This is a genomic window from Lysinibacillus sp. (assembly GCF_032093475.1).
Taxonomy (GTDB): Bacteria; Bacillota; Bacilli; order Bacillales_A; family Planococcaceae; genus Lysinibacillus; species Lysinibacillus irui.
Genome location: NZ_DAMDAY010000003.1, coordinates 42,604 through 60,859, shown reverse-complemented (window position 1 = coordinate 60,859; position 18,256 = coordinate 42,604). Strand labels below are relative to the sequence as shown.

General features: G+C 34.4%; 18 protein-coding genes. 5 read left to right on the top strand and 13 right to left on the bottom strand.

Going from position 1 to position 18,256, the window contains the following annotated elements; all coding sequences use genetic code 11:
• Positions 1–641 precede the first annotated feature (641 nt).
• Both RT445_RS01490 and RT445_RS01485 read left to right on the top strand, forming a co-directional pair.
• A complete protein-coding gene (locus tag RT445_RS01490) occupies positions 642–1,115 on the top strand; it encodes a hypothetical protein (RefSeq protein WP_312506586.1) in 474 nt (157 codons plus the stop codon).
• Positions 1,084–2,175: a hypothetical protein gene (locus RT445_RS01485; RefSeq protein WP_313469445.1), complete on the top strand. Its 1,092-nt coding sequence runs from the start codon at positions 1,084–1,086 to the stop codon at positions 2,173–2,175. The genes RT445_RS01490 and RT445_RS01485 overlap by 32 nt, the downstream gene beginning before the upstream one ends.
• Positions 2,176–2,510: 335 nt before the next feature.
• Here RT445_RS01485 and RT445_RS01480 read toward each other — a convergent pair whose 3' ends face one another.
• From RT445_RS01480 to RT445_RS01430, 11 genes are all read right to left on the bottom strand, one after another.
• Positions 2,511–4,397, bottom strand: a complete 1,887-nt coding sequence (locus RT445_RS01480) for a TnsD family Tn7-like transposition protein (RefSeq protein WP_009370511.1) — start codon at positions 4,395–4,397, stop codon at positions 2,511–2,513.
• 442 nt (positions 4,398–4,839) lie between these two features.
• Entirely contained in the window at positions 4,840–6,195 is a 1,356-nt protein-coding gene (locus RT445_RS01475) for an FAD-dependent oxidoreductase (protein WP_009370513.1), read from the bottom strand.
• Between the two features lie 105 nt (positions 6,196–6,300).
• Positions 6,301–6,525, bottom strand: a complete 225-nt coding sequence (locus tag RT445_RS01470; protein ID WP_009370514.1) for a hypothetical protein — start codon at positions 6,523–6,525, stop codon at positions 6,301–6,303.
• A 65-nt stretch (positions 6,526–6,590) separates the two neighbouring features.
• The gene (locus RT445_RS01465) at positions 6,591–6,872 is read right to left on the bottom strand and encodes a HesB-like domain-containing protein (protein ID WP_009370515.1); all 282 of its coding nucleotides are present in this window, start codon (positions 6,870–6,872) and stop codon (positions 6,591–6,593) included.
• A complete protein-coding gene (gene arsA / locus RT445_RS01460) occupies positions 6,869–8,638 on the bottom strand; it encodes an arsenical pump-driving ATPase (protein ID WP_009370516.1) in 1,770 nt (589 codons plus the stop codon). Before arsA ends, RT445_RS01465 begins: the two co-directional genes overlap by 4 nt.
• 1 nt (position 8,639) lies before the next feature.
• A complete protein-coding gene (gene arsD / locus RT445_RS01455; RefSeq protein ID WP_009370518.1) occupies positions 8,640–8,999 on the bottom strand; it encodes an arsenite efflux transporter metallochaperone ArsD in 360 nt (119 codons plus the stop codon).
• A gap of 1 nt (position 9,000) precedes the next feature.
• The gene (arsC, locus tag RT445_RS01450) at positions 9,001–9,420 is read right to left on the bottom strand and encodes an arsenate reductase (thioredoxin) (RefSeq protein ID WP_016993624.1); all 420 of its coding nucleotides are present in this window, start codon (positions 9,418–9,420) and stop codon (positions 9,001–9,003) included.
• A 12-nt stretch (positions 9,421–9,432) separates the two neighbouring features.
• Positions 9,433–10,491 carry an ACR3 family arsenite efflux transporter gene (gene arsB, locus RT445_RS01445; RefSeq protein WP_016993623.1) on the bottom strand — a complete coding sequence of 353 codons (1,059 nt, stop codon included), beginning with the start codon at positions 10,489–10,491 and terminating at the stop codon, positions 9,433–9,435.
• The gene (locus tag RT445_RS01440) at positions 10,484–10,810 is read right to left on the bottom strand and encodes an ArsR/SmtB family transcription factor (RefSeq protein ID WP_036079775.1); all 327 of its coding nucleotides are present in this window, start codon (positions 10,808–10,810) and stop codon (positions 10,484–10,486) included. Before RT445_RS01440 ends, arsB begins: the two co-directional genes overlap by 8 nt.
• 242 nt (positions 10,811–11,052) lie before the next feature.
• Positions 11,053–11,499, bottom strand: a complete 447-nt coding sequence (locus tag RT445_RS01435; RefSeq protein WP_009374034.1) for a MarR family winged helix-turn-helix transcriptional regulator — start codon at positions 11,497–11,499, stop codon at positions 11,053–11,055.
• A gap of 90 nt (positions 11,500–11,589) precedes the next feature.
• Entirely contained in the window at positions 11,590–12,654 is a 1,065-nt protein-coding gene (locus RT445_RS01430) for a flavin-containing monooxygenase (protein WP_009374035.1), read from the bottom strand.
• 399 nt (positions 12,655–13,053) lie between these two features.
• Here RT445_RS01430 and RT445_RS01425 point away from each other — a divergent pair, with 399 nt between their 5' ends.
• From RT445_RS01425 to RT445_RS01415, 3 genes are all read left to right on the top strand, one after another.
• Positions 13,054–13,416 carry an ArsR/SmtB family transcription factor gene (locus RT445_RS01425; RefSeq protein WP_009374036.1) on the top strand — a complete coding sequence of 121 codons (363 nt, stop codon included), beginning with the start codon at positions 13,054–13,056 and terminating at the stop codon, positions 13,414–13,416.
• Positions 13,409–15,787, top strand: coding sequence for a heavy metal translocating P-type ATPase (locus tag RT445_RS01420; RefSeq protein ID WP_009374038.1), 2,379 nt, complete (start codon positions 13,409–13,411; stop codon positions 15,785–15,787). The genes RT445_RS01425 and RT445_RS01420 overlap by 8 nt, the downstream gene beginning before the upstream one ends.
• Before the next feature lie 114 nt (positions 15,788–15,901).
• Positions 15,902–16,516: a methyltransferase family protein gene (locus tag RT445_RS01415; RefSeq protein ID WP_009374040.1), complete on the top strand. Its 615-nt coding sequence runs from the start codon at positions 15,902–15,904 to the stop codon at positions 16,514–16,516.
• A gap of 75 nt (positions 16,517–16,591) precedes the next feature.
• Here RT445_RS01415 and RT445_RS01410 read toward each other — a convergent pair whose 3' ends face one another.
• Together RT445_RS01410 and RT445_RS01405 are read right to left on the bottom strand one after the other, a co-directional pair.
• Positions 16,592–17,476, bottom strand: a complete 885-nt coding sequence (locus RT445_RS01410) for a cupredoxin domain-containing protein (protein ID WP_009374041.1) — start codon at positions 17,474–17,476, stop codon at positions 16,592–16,594.
• A gap of 14 nt (positions 17,477–17,490) precedes the next feature.
• A complete protein-coding gene (locus RT445_RS01405) occupies positions 17,491–18,243 on the bottom strand; it encodes an urease accessory protein UreH domain-containing protein (protein ID WP_009374042.1) in 753 nt (250 codons plus the stop codon).
• Positions 18,244–18,256 lie beyond the last annotated feature (13 nt).

The window sequence follows — 18,256 nt, the reverse complement described above, 5'->3', positions numbered from 1 at the left end:
TTTTCAATAAAACACATCCTTTGCTTATGACATTTTTCGAATAAGAAACATATGTTCGCTTTTTGAGCAAAAAAAAGAAGAGGTAATTGTTAATATTTTACTAATATTATAATACCATATTTAATTTTCAATTTAAATACTGGTTTTTGGCTTGGCTATGTTGCTCTTATTGGCAAAGAAAAGGAACATAGGTTGATAAAAATCCTATCAAATAATACTAAACCTGGCACACTTTTGTTAATCCTTGTCTCAAATGGTCTTCTATTATGATAAAGAAAGACAAAGAGAAAATAAAACAACCTTTTATTTTTTATCATTATTTTCTATTTATATGTTACCAAGTTAGTCTTTTTCTATTATTTATATATATTGGTATCGGTAATCAACCTATCCTTATCAAAATGCTTGATAATGTTAAATTAACACGTCTTGAAGTGTATTTCAGCTATCATTATTGGCAATTATATTCGCTCAATAGAACATACGCTATTTATGAAAAAAGCACTAATGTCTCATTGATTAACAATAGAATTGTAAATAGATACATATTTGACTAATTATTCCATTAATGTTACGTTTTAATAACCTTATAATTTTTCCGTAATTATAAGGGAAAAAGAAGAACAGAAGGGATGATTAGTATGAAAAAAGGTAATATTTTTAGAAACATGGCGGCGGCATTGATGATCGCTGGAACGGTGGCTTCTAGTATACCAGCCGCTTCTGCTGCACCAACTTCTGCTCCAGAGTTGCCGGAAACAATTACGGTGGATGGCAAAGTCTATACAATGGACGTTTCTGCAGGTGGTGGATACGGTACGGCAACAGCAGATAATATGGAAGGGCGTGCTACTACTCTTGCTTCTTATCAAGTTTTAGGTAGTGATGTTCGGTTATATGTATCTCCAAATAATCACGGAGGGGACCATGTTGCAGCTGGCTGGGTAGAAGCAACTGCGCCACGCTTCACTGCCCGGGCAGAAATTTGGTCTAATGGACGACTTGATACTACAGGGTCCAATATGTTAAATAAAGGTTCTATCGCCAATGCAACCTCTCACCCAGCTGTAGGAATTGTTTCAAATGCAACACCTCGTATCTTCTACGCTTGGTAATTTAGTAAAAACCTTGTTTTTACGTTTTCTAAAGCTTTTCTATAGCATTGGCGGAGTTATGTGTATCTTCTTATTAGCAGCATGTAGCGGAACTGAGGGTGATAGTGGGGCAGATGTAGAACAAACTCAGAGCGAAACAGCCACACCTGAAAAATCACAAACAGAGGAAGCGGAAAAACCCACGTCGTTTGATAGTTACGAGGATTACATTGATTACATTGCTGATGTACCTAATTTTGAACCGTACTATAAAACTGTGTTTGCCTTTGAAGAACTTTCAAATGGCGTAACAGATGTACCTATTGAAGAAGTAAAGGCTATGTATGATGAAATGAAAACGGCTTTTGATTATGTTCTTGTGAGTGAAAATCCCTTATTTTATAGAGGGAAATATGATGGTGATCCAAGTTTTGTAGATGGATATGAAGAATATCTAGCCGCAGATCCTAAAATGAAAACCCAAAATCCAAATAATATGGTTTCGTTTGATTGGGAGGGTAAAGAGATTATGACAACGCCCCTAAAGACAGTTTTATTAGGAGAAAGTGTCTTCAATCGCTTTGATGATAGTATTGAAGAGGGTAGGAATCTTCAAATATCTGATTTTACGCTTAAAGAACCGGACGAACCAATTAGTATTGTATTAGGGAATGCATATAAAGAGATTTATAAAATCGGTGATATAATTCCCTTAGAATTGATTTCTGAAGTAATGAATTTTAAAGTCGTTGGTTTTTATAAAGCAAATGTAGGTTTTTCAATGGATGTTGGTGCTCTACATACGATGAACTTTGATCATACCATCGTTATGCCATATTTCATTCCTGAGTACGAACCTGTTGGTGAGGCTGCTGTTTTTCAACATGCCTTCCATATAGCCGAATTAACATCTGGCTATATCAAGATTCCAGAAAAAGTCGAGGAAATAAACGAGGATACCTTTGATGATACGGAGATCAAGGTGGAAGAAATAGCAGAACGAAATGATCTTTCGGGATTCTATAAAATTCCATTTTGGCCTGTAGGATTTGTTTGGGAAACAGACGGAATTGGCTATTAGTATAAAAATTTATTAGATTACTATAGTGTTGTCGTTAGAGGCCTCAACTTTATATGGACCCTATTAAAAGAGCAGTCTTCCACTCGGTATGAGGAAAGGCTGCTCTTTTTTGGAATAACCCTTTATTTCTGAAGAGTTTCAATAAAGTTGTATACTAACAAATGTTCAAACCCGCATTCTTGTGTCTTTCTTATCTTTAAAATGACAATAAAGTCGTATACTTATTTTCATCAAATTAACTTATTTTGCAATAAACTGTTACAAAAAAGTTGTATACCAATACGAAAATTATGTACTTACATTATAGTTTAAATATGTTTCTTCACAGCTTTATTCTATAAGAATTTGTTATTATGGATAGTTACTAAATCCTCTATATATTTTAGTAATTTTTCTCGTTTCTCTATATTAATTCTAATATAGTTTTTAAGATTAGCTGCTTCAATAACCATATTTTTTGTTACAATCTCGTCTTTATATTTGGTATCCATAACAATTTTTATTCTTCTATGCCGAAAATCCTCAACCGTCTCTATATTCGAATTGATATACTTAGTAGTAAGTGGGTATTTTCCACTGAACAAACTATAACTTGCTTTGACATCAAGTAAATTTATTATCCCTGTCCTACTTTTCCTAACCAATCTCTTTAAATTTCCTTCATGTTCTGACCAACTATCTATTATTAATTTTGCTTTGCTTAGTAATTCTTTATCTCTCTCTAAGTAATCTATTTTTTCTCTATTACCAGTACTCCTCAAGTAAGGAGAATTGCGAATTAACCATTCTTTATCATATTGTAAAAGCCATCCGTATATTTTAGTATATGCTTTACCTAAGTCAGAGCGTGAATATTCTGGATTTTCTTTTCGGATTTTTAGAAATTCCTCTTTGTAGTACTCCGTTTTTAATTTTTGTTTGTTCATTAATCCTTCTTTGTTTTTTAATTGAACTGAAGAAAGATGCCCCCTATTCTTAATCCTTATTACTGTATCCCTAGATATATTTGCTAATTCCGCTATTTTGTTCAGTGTTAGATCTTGTTTAAGTAATTCATTAAAATTAAGTTCCCATACTCGGCCTCGCTTTACTATTCTTCTATGGAAATCCCTTATATCAAAAGGAGATTTTTCCCCTTCCTTAATTATGTACTCAAAACCGCAATTACACTTTATGATACCTTGAATTTTCCTATCTGAATTATTTACTCTAACATTCACATTTTTTATATTCTCTTTTAAATAATTCTTGCAAAACGGGTTCATACAAACCCAAGGTCCTTCACCAAAAGGTTTAAATGAGTTCTCCTTTTCAAAATAATTTTTGGCTGATCCACTTAATAATCTCATTAATAATAAGTGTCTTATCGGATGTAACGACCTATTTTCTTCAATATTTATTAAACTAGGAACCCAAGAAAACTTGTCACTTATCTTGAAAAATGAATCTAATAACTCTAGAAAATCTGTTGGATAATATTCAATTATTAACTTTTGTAAGTATTCTCTTCGCTTTTTAATGGGATATGCAAACCCTTTCTTACCTAATAAATCTACATATTTGCTAATATAATACTCTTCAGAAAACGATTTGTAATTCATTCTAATAATGTATTCAACGTCCTCTGCTAGATCGATCAAATATTTCATTAGTTCCTCACTATAGCTCCTAAGTGGTTCTCTAATATCTTCAATTGTTGGAATTAAATAATTTATAAAGCCCATCTCGGATATTTTTAACGAATACTCTAATAACGGAGTCTTATGCCTAGTACAAACAAAAATCCCTGGAATTTGATGAATCCTGTTCCAAAATCCTTCACCATTTGACTTAAGCTGTTCCTTTAAGCATTCTGCACAATAATATAAATATTTCTTGTTTTTTACATTGTATTTACTGTAACTAAATAAAAAAATATATAAATTTTTAAAATCACTTTTATAAATTTTCTCATTCCATTCTTCACTTTTAAAGGGTTTTACAAACGGTATCACTGTATGCTGGTTAATAAAATACTCTTTAGTAAATTCTTTCGAGAATATATTGATTTGGGATACTAAATGAGCGAGTCCCATTGGTAATTCTAAATTAATATTTACCTTCTTTCCAAATAGTTCTTTATTTGTATGTTTTCTACTCAAGTTACCTACATGAATGTGATAACGAGCTATTATACTGTAATATAGTTCATCTTCATATGGCGTTGGAAAATAACCTATCATATCCTTACTCCTCTTATTTATTACAATGTTTTTTCAGTAAAGCTTTTTTCATAAGTAAAAACGCTACCTAAAGTATATTTCAATTAGTAATGATGTCTGTCATCCCAAATCTGTTCCATAAGTTTGTCCATCCCATTTCCCTTAGTATTTTAAAAAGACTGCTAGCTTTCACTAACAGTCAATTAATTAAACTTTATAGAATTCTCCACATTAGACTTACCTATTTTACATTTGTATTAGGTATGTTGTTTTTCTTATCCCAAATAATATATATGGTGAATGCTATAGGTCCAGTTAAAAAAACACAAATCAACCATATTAAATAACATTGCTTACTAAACTTATTTTCCAGATATTCATGTGTAATATATGATAACATTAAGATAATTAATATATATACTCCCACTATAAATAACTGATTTAACAAAACATATCCCCCCAATTAGCAACATGTATTTGATTGATTGACAAGATTAATACTACATACGCCTGTTTCTGGTAATTCTAATTCAACACGTTTCGACGCTTCTTCATCTCCTGATAAATAAGCTGTTATTGAACGAACCTGTTCGTAGCCGGTTGCCATTAAAAATGTTGGTGCGCGTCCATAACTTTTAGCTCCGACTATATAGAAGTCCTTTTCAGGTTGGCGTAGTATTTCTTCACCATGCGCTCTGACTGTGCCACAACTATGCTCATTAGGATCAATTAGTGGCGCTAATGCTTGCACACTTTCTGTTGCTGTATCAATAGATAAACGCAGTTCATTGTTCATGGTAAAATCAGGTCGATTTCCTGCATTAACAATAAGTTCATCGAATCCTGTAAGTACTTTTTGTTCTCCATTAATAGTACCTACAATATGGATATTCTCTTCTTTTTTCACCTGTGAAATATAGAAAGGTGTTACTACCTCAATCTTTCCTGTATCTACTAATTCATGGATGCGAATACCGAGTGCGCCACGTGCTGCCAACGCATCTTTTTCCTCCCCGCCATAGGCTTCTTCTACAGATCTTTTACGCATAATCCACACAAGCTTTGTTGAAGGATTATCTTTTTGTAATTCAGCCAAAGCTAATAAGGTATTGATCGCTGAATGACCACCACCAATGACAGCAACCTTCTTATTTGCATATCTCTTAGGATTCGTATTTATATCTGGAATACCATACTCAATGTGATCTGCTAATACTTTCTCATTTTTCAGCCAAACACCTGTAGAATTTGCTGGGTTTGGGTTCCCCCATGTACCCGTTGCATCGATAACTGCTTTTGCCTCAATAATATCGATGTCATCCTCTTTTTCAACATATATATTAAAGAACTGATTTAATCGATTTTTTGATTTCATTTTATCATTTAATTGTCTTGAAATACCTACTACTTTTGAGTTCAATCGGATACTAGGTTTTATTTGTGTTAACTCTGCCAAAGGTTTTAAATAAAGATCAATTAACTCATGCCCTGTAGGTATTGTTTCTAAGTTAGGTTCTACCCAATCAGACCCCTCTAATAATGATTTAGCAGCTCTATTGATGTTATAACGCCATGGAGAAAATAATGTGACATGCCCCCAAGTACGAATATTGTGTGCTATTTCATTGCCAGCTTCAAGTAAAATAAATGACTGGTTTTGCTCTACTAAATGAGCAGCAGTAGCTAACCCGATAGGACCTGCACCAATTATGACAATCGGTAAATTCTTATTGGAATTATTAACAGTCTCTTGGACTTCAATGTCCTGAACAGGAGTACAACAAGATTGATTTTGATTGATTACTTTTAGTGTTTTCATATAAACTTCTCCTCTTTTTTCTTTATATAAGCATTCCCTTATATAAAATATATTTTTTACGTCTAGCAGTAAGCTAGACGTAATTTATTTAAGCTTTTGTGATAGTTATGAACACACTTCCATTTCACACATGATTTTATCAATTTCTTTTATAGCTTTTTCAAATTGCAACCATGTAGAAGTGCCGTAACGATCCATATCTCCTTTAAAGAAGAAATCAAAAGCAAACTCTTTAGCCTGTATCAATGTGTATTCTCTACTATTCATTATTAACTTTAAATAAGCGATAAAATAATCTTTAGTTAATTCGCTAGCATGGTTTACTGTCATTATTGCATCCTCCATTCAACGGATTGAATAATTGCTACGACAGACAGTATATTTAGGATCACTTGTTAGCAAGATGTCGGTGAGTATCCAACTAATACTAAACCTAGCTCACCATTCTCTTCTTCTGCATGGATCGTAACATCTGTTAATTGCGGTGCAATATCAGGATGAATTGCGACTTCGATACCTTCAATTGTTTGAATTGCATCTTCTTCTGCTGGTGCTTCTAAGCCTACACCTAAATTAACCCCACAGCAGCCTGCAATACCAAAGAAACGAAGCGTTTTAACCTCTGAATCAGCTAATACCTGTTCTAAATAATTTTTACCTTCTAGACTCATTTTCATTTGATTTTCTCTCCTTTTAATTCATGTAAGCCTTGTGTTCCAACCGGTGGCGTTTTTACCCATGGAATGGCCACAAATTGATTATTGCTGATGGATCTAACTTCTTTTAGCCATTTCGTTTCAGCTTGTTGTTTTTGAATTAATGTTGGACTTGTTGTATAGATAGATGAAAACGTTTGATTAACAACCCACCAATCAACAGATAATCCAGCACGGTGTAAATCTTCTTGTAAGCGCGAAGCTTCATAAACAGGTGTTGCTTCAGGAAGAGTTACAATGGCAACACTCGTATAAGAGGCATCACGCAACCTTGGTAACAGGTTAGAAACAGCTGGAGGAATATCCCCTTGTGAACGGCTTATTTCCCGATGATAAGCTTCTGTTGCGTCTAGTAAAAGCAACGTATGCCCTGTTGGTGCGGTATCAATAATAATGACTTCATCTTGATGATTTTCTACAACGTTAGCAAATGCTTTGAATACAGCTATTTCCTCTGTACAAGGAGAAGCCAAATCCTCTTTCACAAATGCTAAACCTTCCTCATTCATCGTTTCACTTGCCTTTGCAAGCACTTCTGCTTCATAGTTTGCCACTTCTGCTTTTGGATCAATACGACTGATCGTTAAATTATTAACGTTGTCATCTCCGAATGTCCAATCGAGGTGTGCGGCGGGATCTGTTGTAGTTAAATGTACATGAGTATCCTCTTCTGCTAATCGTAATGCAATATAAGAAGCCACAGTTGTTTTTCCAACCCCACCTTTCCCCATCGTAAAAATGAGTTTCGGTTTACGTTCTAAATAATCTGCAATCATTTCTTCTATCTCAGGAATCTTAGTTTCTTCATTTGATTCATCTGCATGTATAACTTCTTTGTCAGTCATCCATGCTTGCATACGCTCAATACTTGATAATGAGTACGGTACAAAAGGTAAGTAGAAATGCTCAAATTGATTTAGTTCTTCAGGAATTCTTGCTATTGCATCAGCTTGACGCGCAATGAAAGCCTCTTCGATATCATCAGTAGAATTGGCATTGCTCATATATCCATTAATTAGTAGAGTCTGATTTTGAATGCCTATTTCAAACAATTCGTGAGAAGCACGTGCAGCTTCCTTTAAAGGATTTTCTTCTGGGCGTGTCACTAACATTAACGTTGTTTGATTAGCATTCTTTAAACGTTCAACTGCCTCTTTATAGACTTCACGTTGTGGTTCTAGCCCTTTTAAAGGACCTAAACATGAAGTGCCAGTCGTGTTATCGTCTAGAAACGTAGACCATGCAGAAGGCAACTGTAATAATCGTAACGTATGCCCTGTAGGGGCTGTATCAAACACCACAGTGTCAAAATTCCCAATCACTGAAGTATCAGTCAATAGTGAAGCAAATTCATTAAAGGCAGCAATTTCTACTGTGCAAGCACCAGAAAGTTGTTCCTCCATATTTTGTAATACCACTTCAGGTAGTTTTCCACGGTACGGACCAACCATTTGCTCTTTGTAATGTTGTGCTGCCTGTTCAGGGTCCAAATTTATCGCAAATAAATTGTCTATGCCTTCAATTTTTGTTGGACTATTAGAAAGCGTTTGGCCAAAAATATCTTGTAAGTTGGATGCGGGGTCTGTACTAATTAAAAGTACCTTTTTCCCTTCCCTTGCAATGGCTATTGATAGGCTACAAGCAACCGATGTTTTCCCAACGCCCCCTTTCCCCGTGAAAAACAGGAATGGGGTGTCAGGGAAATGAATTCTTGTAAAGCGTTCCATCTTACGCATCTCCTTTTAGTGACAAGCGTACTTTTGGCTTTTGTAGTAATTCGTCTTCTGAAAGTCCTGACCACTGTGAAAATTGTTCATTTGTTGGATAGATTCCTTTGCAAAGTAATTCTCCATCCACAAACGTTGCAGGTAAGGCATCCATTCCTTCTGACACTAATAGTTGATTGATTGCTTCGTTTTCTACAAAAGCATTTGGCTCGTTTGTAAGATTAAATCTTTCAGCTTCTATGTTTGTTTTCTTTAAATTATTCATAATAAATGACATTCGCAATAATTCTGGGTCTATAGAAGGTCCACATAAGCCTGTAGAACAGCACATTGCTGGCTCATAGATATGAATTTTTTTCAATTTATTTCAGCTCCTCAGCTACAAATTGTTCAATGCGTTTACCAATTGCATCACGAACATTTTGGAATACAGCCCACTTCTCTTCATCAGTACCTGTCGCTTTCGCTGGATCTTCAAATCCCCAATGCTCACGACGAACGTGAGGAGGTGTCATTGGGCATTTATCAGCTGCATCCCCACATAAAGTGACAACTAATGTTGCATTGTTTAATGTCTCAAAATCAATTAAATCGGATGTATGATTTGAAATATCAACCCCTACCTCCGCCATCGCTTTAGTAGCATTCGGATTTACGCCATGTGCTTCAATACCAGCACTTTTAACTGTCCAATTGGTAGGTAGTAATTTCTTTGCCCATCCTTCAGCCATCTGACTTCGACATGAGTTTCCTGTACATAAGAAATAAAGTGTATTTGTCATAGTAATTGCTCCTTATAATTTAATGGTTTTAAAGTATTTTTTCTGCCAACGTAAGGCAACCCATACAAGTCCAATGAGGACTGGTACTTCCACTAGTGGTCCAATAACAGCGGCAAATGCCACGCCACTATGCAAGCCAAACACACCCACTGCAACAGCAATTGCTAACTCGAAGTTGTTGCTTGCAGCTGTAAAAGAAAGAGCTGCTGTGACAGGATAAGATGCACCTACTTTACGGGAAGAGAAGAATGACACAGCAAACATGATCACAAAGTAAATAAATAATGGAATAGCAATTCGCACTACATCAAGTGGCAGTTCTACTAATTGCTCACCCTTTAAAGCAAACATCAACACAATCGTGAACAGCAGTGCAATTAAAGTAAGTGGTGAAATTTTCGGTAAGAACTTTTCTTCATACCACTGTTTTCCTTTTGCTTTAATTCCTATCCATCGTGTGAGGAATCCTGCTGCAAATGGTATCCCTAAGTAAATTAGAACGCTCTTTGTAATCTCCCACATAGAAATGGATACATTGAAATTCTCTAAACCAAACCAACCAGGTAATACATTTAAGAAAAAGTAAGCAAAAATTGAATACGTCACAATTTGAAAAATGGAGTTAAAGGCAACTAAACCAGCTACATATTCACGATCTCCACGCGCTAAATCATTCCACACAATCACCATGGCAATACATCGAGCTAAGCCAATCATAATGAGTCCAGCCATATATTCTGGGTAATCTTGTAAGAAGATAATCGCTAAAAAGAACATGAGGAACGGGCCGAGTAACCAGTTTTGTAAAAGTGATAGTAATAGCACTTTCCAATCCTTAAACACTCGCCACATTTCTTCATACTTTACTTTCGCTAATGGTGGATACATCATGACAATTAACCCTATAGCAATCGGTATGGACGTTGTTCCAATAGACATGGACTCTAACGCTTCCCCAACATTAGGCATGGTGATACTTAATACAACACCTATTCCCATCGCAACGAATATCCAAAGGGTAAGGTAACGATCTAGAAAAGAAAGCTGTTTTGTTAAAGATTCATTACTCATTTATATTTCCCCCTACATGGCAGCAATCGGTTTCACAATTGCACCCCTTTAAAGGCTGAATTTGTTCTAAAATGCCCTTCATCAGTGGCGTTTGATTCTCTACTAAACGGTAATGTTTCCAAGTCCCTACTTTCCGTTCCGTAATAATGCCTGCCTCCTTTAATTTTCGTAGATGTTGACTAACGGCTGGTTGTGATATTCCTAGCACATCCACAAAATCACATACACATACCTCCCCGTTTTTCATGCATGCAAGTAATTTAATGCGATTCAAATCCGCTGCTGCTTTTAGTTGTTTTTCAATTAGTGTGTTTTCCATTTATCTGCACTCCTTATATAACTGTTTTCTTATATATTATTTTAAATAAAATCACCTCGTAAGAAGGTGACATAATCAGTATATAACTATATTCTTATATTATGATTTAATGTTTTGAATTGCAACAGATATTTACCCATTTTAAAAAAATTTTTATACTTTGTAAAAAGCGTACGTTCAGTTACCTAAACGTACGCTTTAAAAGATTAATTTATCTCCATTAATTTTTCTTTAGTAACGAGTTATGGAGAAGGTGTACAACACAAATTTGATTTAGCCATAGCTTTATTTAAGAGTTCAATTGAACGTAAAACAGTTTCTTTTTCGAAGTCATTCAAATGTGAAAAAACTTCATTTAAATAATTGTTTATCATTTCATCAATTGTAGTAGCGAGAAATGTACCCTCCACAGTTAATGACAAAATGTACACTCTTTTATCTGATGTTAGAGGAGTTTTTTTGACAAGATTCATCTTAATAAGAGTTTGAATCTGTCTACTAAATGTAGTAATATCCATACCTATTGCCTCTGCTATTTGTTGCATAGAAGGATTATTTTGTTTGTCGATCTCATATAGAATATGGCTCTGTATTGGTGTGATGTCAATTGATCCTACAGTACAACATGTTTTATTTAGTAGAGCAAACTTTTGAGTTAAAACTTGAAAAAGTTCACGTTTATTTTCCATTTAATCATCTCCTATAAAGACATATATATTATTTATTTGCAAAATACAACTAAAATATATTTAACTTTTTTTGAAGATGTTTTTCCTACTTCAAAAGTTTCTACTTTTCATGTGGTGAAGTAACTTTTTCACAACATACTCGGCATCTTCTCCCACACCTCTTAAAGTTGCAGATGCAAATGATCGTTGTCCTTCTAGTCCCACAAAATATAATCCAGGGATACTGCTAATACCTGCCTTTTGTAAAGGCATTCCTTCCCCATCTAATGCACCAAGTAATTTCATATAGGGTAAATGTGGTCTGTATCCTGTGGCATAGATAATGGTATCTACAGGCTCCCTTTCTCCGTCCGGCCAAATAACTCCATCTTCATAAAAAGAAGTAAACATTAAACGTTGTTCCGGACTCCCCTTACTAATTCGATCTTTATATCCTCCTATATCATTCACAGCATTTGATCTGGGTGCCGTTTTTCCAAAGCGCCAGAAAGGAAAGGTATCAAAACCAAATACCTTCAACCAATAGTGTATGTCCCGTCCAAGTAGACGTTGTTTTACAAATTTTATTGGCTGTCGTACTGAAAGAGTAGTTTGGCTAACCTTAGACAATTCAACAGCAATTTGCACAGCCGAATTACCTCCTCCGATTACGATTACCCTTTGGTTGTGATATGGCTGTGGATTTCGATATTCTGAAGAGTGAAGTGTTTTCCCTTGAAAGACTTCTCTTCCTTGAATGTTAGGAATAAAAGGATTATTAAATGAGCCTGTAGCATTTATGATTGTTCTAACTTGAAATTTATCGCCTGTGACAGTTCGAACAATAAAACCTATGTTATTTTTCTCAATCATATCTACTCTCTGATTAATTAAAACAGGTAATTGGAACTTTTTTTTATAATCTTGTAAGTATCGAATAACTTCATCCCTTTTCGGATAGAGATTCTGGTTTCCAGGAAACTTCATGCCGGGCATAGAGGAAAACCCTGCTGGAGAAAACAATTTAAGACTGTCATAATAATTTGGCCAAGAACCCCCGATCTGATTACTTTCTTCTAATATTAAAAATCGTAGACCTTTTTTCAGTAAATGATAGCCTGCTGCAAGTCCAGCCTGCCCTCCCCCAATAACGATTGTATCAAGAATCCCTTTCATTTTTTATCCCCCTTCATTATTTGCATTTTGCAAATATAAATTCATTAAAAATAATAGCTGTAATTAATAAAACTAAGTAAAACACAAAAATATTCTATCCTTAATAAATATATATAGCAATTTTATTTGCAATTTGCAACTATTATTCAAACTAATAATTATTATATTCAATAGCTAACCTCTAATTTAATGATCTACATTTCTTTTTCCATACATATCCAAAAAAATTAACTTTTTTCAAGCTTAGGCTTTTGCATATACTTTTCTGGTCAAAAATAATAAATTGCATTAAATAAATAAAACATTCAAATAACTGTTTGACTATTTGAATGTTTAAGTTTATTATAAAAACAATCAAATAATCGTTTGAACGTTTGAATGATAACTGGAGGAAAATATATGAAAGAAATATGTGAAATCACCTGTATTCATGAGGATAAAGTAAACTATGTTCAAGACAAGTTAAAAGAAAAAAAATCAATGGATGTTGCTAAAGTTTTTAAAGCACTTTCGGATGATACACGTGTAAAAATTGCCTATGCGCTAACACTAGAAGATGAATTATGTGTTTGCGATATCGCTAATATTATTGGGTCAACAACAGCAACTGCGTCGCACCATTTGCGTTTACTACGAAATTTAGGATTAGCTGAATATCGTAAAGAAGGGAAATTGGTTTATTACGCTATTCATGACCCATATTTTAAGAATTTAATCAGTGTTGCATTTGAAGAACATAAAGAAGGTGAAATTAATGACTGAGGAAAAACAGGTATTCCGCGTGAACGGTTTCTCTTGTGCCAACTGTGCAAGTAAATTTGAACGTAATGTAAAAGAAATACCTGGTGTTCAAGATGCAAAGGTGAACTTTGGGGCATCTAAAATATCAGTTACAGGCGATGCGACCGTGGAGGAGTTAGAAAAGGCTGGAGCTTTCGAAAACTTAAAAGTAACGCCAGAAAAACAAAAACGTGTTACTCCACCCCAAACAGATACTACCTATAGAATTGAAGGCTTCTCGTGTGCAAACTGTGCAGGTAAATTTGAACGTAATGTAAAAGAGCTTCCAGGGGTTCAAGATGCAAAAGTAAACTTCGGTGCTTCTAAAATTTCCGTAACTGGCGAAACAACTATTGCGGAACTTGAAAAAGCTGGAGCTTTTGAAAATTTAAAAGTATCAATGGATACACCTTCATACAGATCTAAAGCTCCATCTTCTGACAATAGTGAGGGGCAAGTTGAAAAGAAAGTACCATTTTACAAAAAACATAGCACACTTTTATACGCAAGCTTATTTATCGTATTCGGTTATCTATCTCAATACGTAAACGGTGAAGAAAATCTTATTACCTCCCTATTATTTATAGCTTCAATTGTAATCGGTGGTTTCAATCTATTCAAAGTTGGTTTCAAAAATTTAACTCGCTTTGATTTTGACATGAAAACATTAATGACGGTAGCTGTCATTGGTGCTGCATTTATAGGAGAATGGGCAGAAGCATCCATAGTTGTTATCCTATTCGCTATTAGTGAAGCTTTAGAGCGTTATTCAATGGATAAAGCACGTCAATCAATTCGCTCATTAATGGATATTGCACCAAAAGAAGCTTTAATTCGTCGAAATGGTCAAGAAATCATGGTACACGTAGATGATATAGAGATTGGCGATATTATGATTGTTATACCTGGGCAAAAAATTGCAATGGATGGCATCGTGGTTAGCGGTCTTTCTGCAGTCAACCAAGCAGCTATTACAGGGGAATCAGTACCAGTTTCAAAAACAGTAGATGATGAGGTATTCGCTGGAACACTAAATGAAGAGGGTTTATTAGAAGTTAAAATTACAAAATACGTTGAAGATACAACGATTTCAAAAATTATACATCTAGTTGAAGAAGCTCAAGGTGAACGCGCTCCTTCACAAGCATTTGTTGATAAATTTGCGAAATATTATACACCAATTATCATGGTCATTGCAGGGCTTGTAGTAATTGTTCCCCCACTGTTCTTCGATGGTAGTTGGGAAACTTGGGTTTATCAAGGTTTATCAGTACTTGTAGTTGGATGTCCATGTGCGCTTGTTATTTCAACACCAATTTCAATTGTTTCAGCTATAGGTAATGCTGCTAAAAAAGGGGTTTTAATTAAAGGTGGCATTTATTTAGAGGAAATGGGTTCGCTTAAGGCAATTGCTTTTGATAAAACAGGTACGCTTACAAAAGGTGTTCCAGTGGTTACAAACTTTGATGTAATGAATACCCAAAAAGATTCAAAAAAGATTCTAGCCATAATTACGGCTTTAGAATATCGATCTCAGCACCCTTTAGCTTCTGCGATTATTAAAAGAGCCGAAGAAGAAAATGTTTCATTCAAAAATATCAACGTTGATGCTTTCGCAGCCATTACTGGCAAAGGAATAAAAGGTGAAGTAGATGGTACTTTGTATTACATCGGTAGCCCAAAATTGTTCCAAGAGTTAAATGTACCTATTCCAGAGAATTTAGAAGGAAACATCCTTAAGTTACAAAATGAAGGCAAAACTGCCATGATATTAGGAACTGAAAAAGAGATTCAAGCAATCATTGCCGTAGCTGATGAGGTACGTGAATCTAGCCAAGAAATTATTGAGAAATTGCATAACATGGGTGTTAAGAAAACAATCATGTTAACTGGTGATAATAAAGGGACTGCGAATGCAATTGGTCATCATGTAGGGGTTTCTGAAATTCAAGCTGAATTAATGCCTGAAGACAAACTTTCCTATATAAAACAACTTCGAAAAGACTATGGCAATGTTGCGATGGTCGGTGATGGTGTCAACGATGCTCCTGCTTTAGCAGCTTCTACAGTCGGTATCGCCATGGGTGGTGCTGGTACAGACACTGCATTAGAGACTGCAGATGTTGCTTTAATGGCAGATGATCTACGGAAATTACCGTTTACAATAAAGCTAAGTCGTAAGGCCTTAAATATTATCAAGGCAAATATAGCATTTGCCATTTTAATTAAACTAGCTGCATTACTATTAGTTATTCCAGGTTGGCTAACACTTTGGATTGCCATTGTCTCAGATATGGGAGCAACATTGTTAGTAGCATTAAACAGCTTACGTTTAATGCGTGTTAAAGAATGAATTAACGCACTTTATTCAATAGATGGGCTTTTTATATGAAAGTCCATCTTTTTATTTCTAGTACTTTACTTTCTTAAAATAGCACTTAATTCATTATAGAAAGAAGAGATAAAAATGGAACTGGTAAATGTTTTTTCATTGATTCTGTTTGCTTTGTTTTTATTTTCCTATTCATTAAAGCTAGTTATTCTAAATAAGAAATCAGGGATAAAAGCAAATGTGTTAGGAAAAGGAAATAAGGGGACATCCGTCGATTCTTCCGAAATGTTTGTTAAAATTTCAACTTTCGTATGGGGAATTGCATGGCTTTTAGAGTCAATATTTGATAATTCGATTGATAATATTTTACCTAAACTATTCACCAATGAGGTTATGCATTACTTTGGATTAATGACAATTACCATTGGTTTACTGTTTTTTATTTTATCAATGATAACAATGAAAACCTCTTGGAGAGTTGGTATAGATAAAGAAACAAAAACCTCGCTAATCACCAATGGTTTATACAAATATAGTCGAAATCCTGCATTTGTTGGATTCAATTTAATGTTTATAGGTCTATTTTTGACATTCCCTAACTTAGTTACATTAATTATTTGTTTACTAAATATAGTTTCAATTCATAACCTTATTCTTCAAGAAGAAAAACACTTAGAGAATATGCTTAAAGTAGAATATCTCTCGTATAAGAATAAAACCCCACGATACTTATTTTTTAAATCTACATAAGTAAAGAAATTTTAAAGGTGAAACTAAAACAAAGCACAGACTCTTAATGGCTGTGCTTTGTTTCGTTGTTATCCATTATTCAACTATTATCTTTCCAAAATACATATTCATTCCACAATGAAACGTATATATACCCGGTTTTTCTGGTGTGAATTCGACCAAGTTATCACCTTTATCAAGATCTTTTTCTATTTGGAAATCCTCTATTATTAAGTATGATAAGCATCCACCTGAAAAACTCTTTTGAAAATGAAGTTGAACTGGGATTCCAGCTTTTACTTTTACATTCTCAGGTGTATATCCAAATGGCTCTACCATTATGACGGCTTCCTGATAACCGTCTTTTTGCTCTGCTTTTACTTCATTTATTTTTGTAGAAGAATCGTCTGAAACCGGAGTTGTATCACCCAAAAGATCTCTGAAGTAATGAGAAATGGGTTTAAAGAATACAACAGAAACAACTAATAATACGGCAATTACACAAAAAATAACTTTACTCCATTTATTTTTATTTGATATTACCGTTATTGTATCTGTTCCCTTAACTTCTTGTCTAATTAATTTCAATATAAGAATCATGACAATGATAAAAATTGCATCCACAAATATCATCATAACGACAGGATCTTGAGAAAAAACCATTACCCCCAACATTGCACCCATCATGCCGCCCATGATACCTGCTAATAGTCCATCTAATGAAGCCAATAAACTAAAGGGACGCCCAATAACATATCCAATTATCATGCCAAAAAGTACTGAGGAGATTACTGGGACAGTCATTTTCCCTACTAATATTACTCCTAATATGGTTCCTACTACTATGCTAGCCATCATAGAAACAGCCATTGCAATCATCATAGCAGTCATTTCTGATAAGAACGATTTGGCACGATAGGTAGAAAAAATGACGTAACCGGTTAACAAAAAAATAATACTAAAACTAAATATATATATCATAAACAAATTCCCTTCTATCCTATCCAAGCATTTAAAGTTTCGAATAATCCTGACAATATAAAGAAGATTGCAGAAATATTCCTTGATACATTATGGAATGAATACAAAGTCTTCTTCATTGGATTTAATAACCGTTCACTAATAGTCAGTAGTATCACATATAAAATGAGTGGCATTGCTGTTCCAATTGCAAAAAAAATGGGACCTATCAAATTAAATTCTCCATTTCCTGTCGGCAATAACAAGACAAAAAATAACCAAAACAACGTAGGACAGAATAAAAAACCCATAGCCAACCCAAAAGAAAGAGATGTATTTTTCAATTTCAATCCTTTTTGGACTTTTTGGAAGATACGTTGTGATGCAGAGGAATGTACTGAAATATTTCCAAGGAGAGCTAATCCAATTAGAATAAGAGTAAGGCCAAATAATTTACGGAAAAACATTGTTCCAATGAAAGGAATATCAGCAACTGTACTACCGATGAATACAGACATTATGCCTAACAATATGTACACTAAAGATTTGCCTGTAATATAACTCCCTACATTCAACCACCTTTTATTTTTTTCAGTCTCATATGTAATCAAAGCAACAGCAGTAGAATTAGATGTAAGTTGACATGGTGCAGTTGCCCCAACCAACCCTAATAAGAAAGCCTTCATTCCCCATACATCTAGTTTTAGTGCTAATGTATAAATTGGTTCTGCTACTAAATTGGCTAACTGACTTAACCACACATGTATCTGAAGAAGTACCTCATTCATTTAAATTCCCCTC

Bases quoted from the DNA above. Each gene is read 5' to 3' on its own strand.
- RT445_RS01490 (WP_312506586.1), top strand. From the start codon at position 642: ATGAAAAAAGGTAATATTTTTAGAAACATGGCGGCGGCATTGATGATC.
- RT445_RS01485 (WP_313469445.1), top strand. From the start codon at position 1,084: ATGCAACACCTCGTATCTTCTACGCTTGGTAATTTAGTAAAAACCTTG.
- RT445_RS01480 (WP_009370511.1), bottom strand. From the start codon at position 4,397: ATGATAGGTTATTTTCCAACGCCATATGAAGATGAACTATATTACAGT.
- RT445_RS01475 (WP_009370513.1), bottom strand. From the start codon at position 6,195: ATGAAAACACTAAAAGTAATCAATCAAAATCAATCTTGTTGTACTCCT.
- RT445_RS01470 (WP_009370514.1), bottom strand. From the start codon at position 6,525: ATGACAGTAAACCATGCTAGCGAATTAACTAAAGATTATTTTATCGCT.
- RT445_RS01465 (WP_009370515.1), bottom strand. From the start codon at position 6,872: ATGAAAATGAGTCTAGAAGGTAAAAATTATTTAGAACAGGTATTAGCT.
- arsA (WP_009370516.1), bottom strand. From the start codon at position 8,638: ATGGAACGCTTTACAAGAATTCATTTCCCTGACACCCCATTCCTGTTT.
- arsC (WP_016993624.1), bottom strand. From the start codon at position 9,420: ATGACAAATACACTTTATTTCTTATGTACAGGAAACTCATGTCGAAGT.
- arsB (WP_016993623.1), bottom strand. From the start codon at position 10,491: ATGAGTAATGAATCTTTAACAAAACAGCTTTCTTTTCTAGATCGTTAC.
- RT445_RS01440 (WP_036079775.1), bottom strand. From the start codon at position 10,810: ATGGAAAACACACTAATTGAAAAACAACTAAAAGCAGCAGCGGATTTG.
- RT445_RS01435 (WP_009374034.1), bottom strand. From the start codon at position 11,499: ATGGAAAATAAACGTGAACTTTTTCAAGTTTTAACTCAAAAGTTTGCT.
- RT445_RS01430 (WP_009374035.1), bottom strand. From the start codon at position 12,654: ATGAAAGGGATTCTTGATACAATCGTTATTGGGGGAGGGCAGGCTGGA.
- RT445_RS01425 (WP_009374036.1), top strand. From the start codon at position 13,054: ATGAAAGAAATATGTGAAATCACCTGTATTCATGAGGATAAAGTAAAC.
- RT445_RS01420 (WP_009374038.1), top strand. From the start codon at position 13,409: ATGACTGAGGAAAAACAGGTATTCCGCGTGAACGGTTTCTCTTGTGCC.
- RT445_RS01415 (WP_009374040.1), top strand. From the start codon at position 15,902: ATGGAACTGGTAAATGTTTTTTCATTGATTCTGTTTGCTTTGTTTTTA.
- RT445_RS01410 (WP_009374041.1), bottom strand. From the start codon at position 17,476: ATGATATATATATTTAGTTTTAGTATTATTTTTTTGTTAACCGGTTAC.
- RT445_RS01405 (WP_009374042.1), bottom strand. From the start codon at position 18,243: ATGAATGAGGTACTTCTTCAGATACATGTGTGGTTAAGTCAGTTAGCC.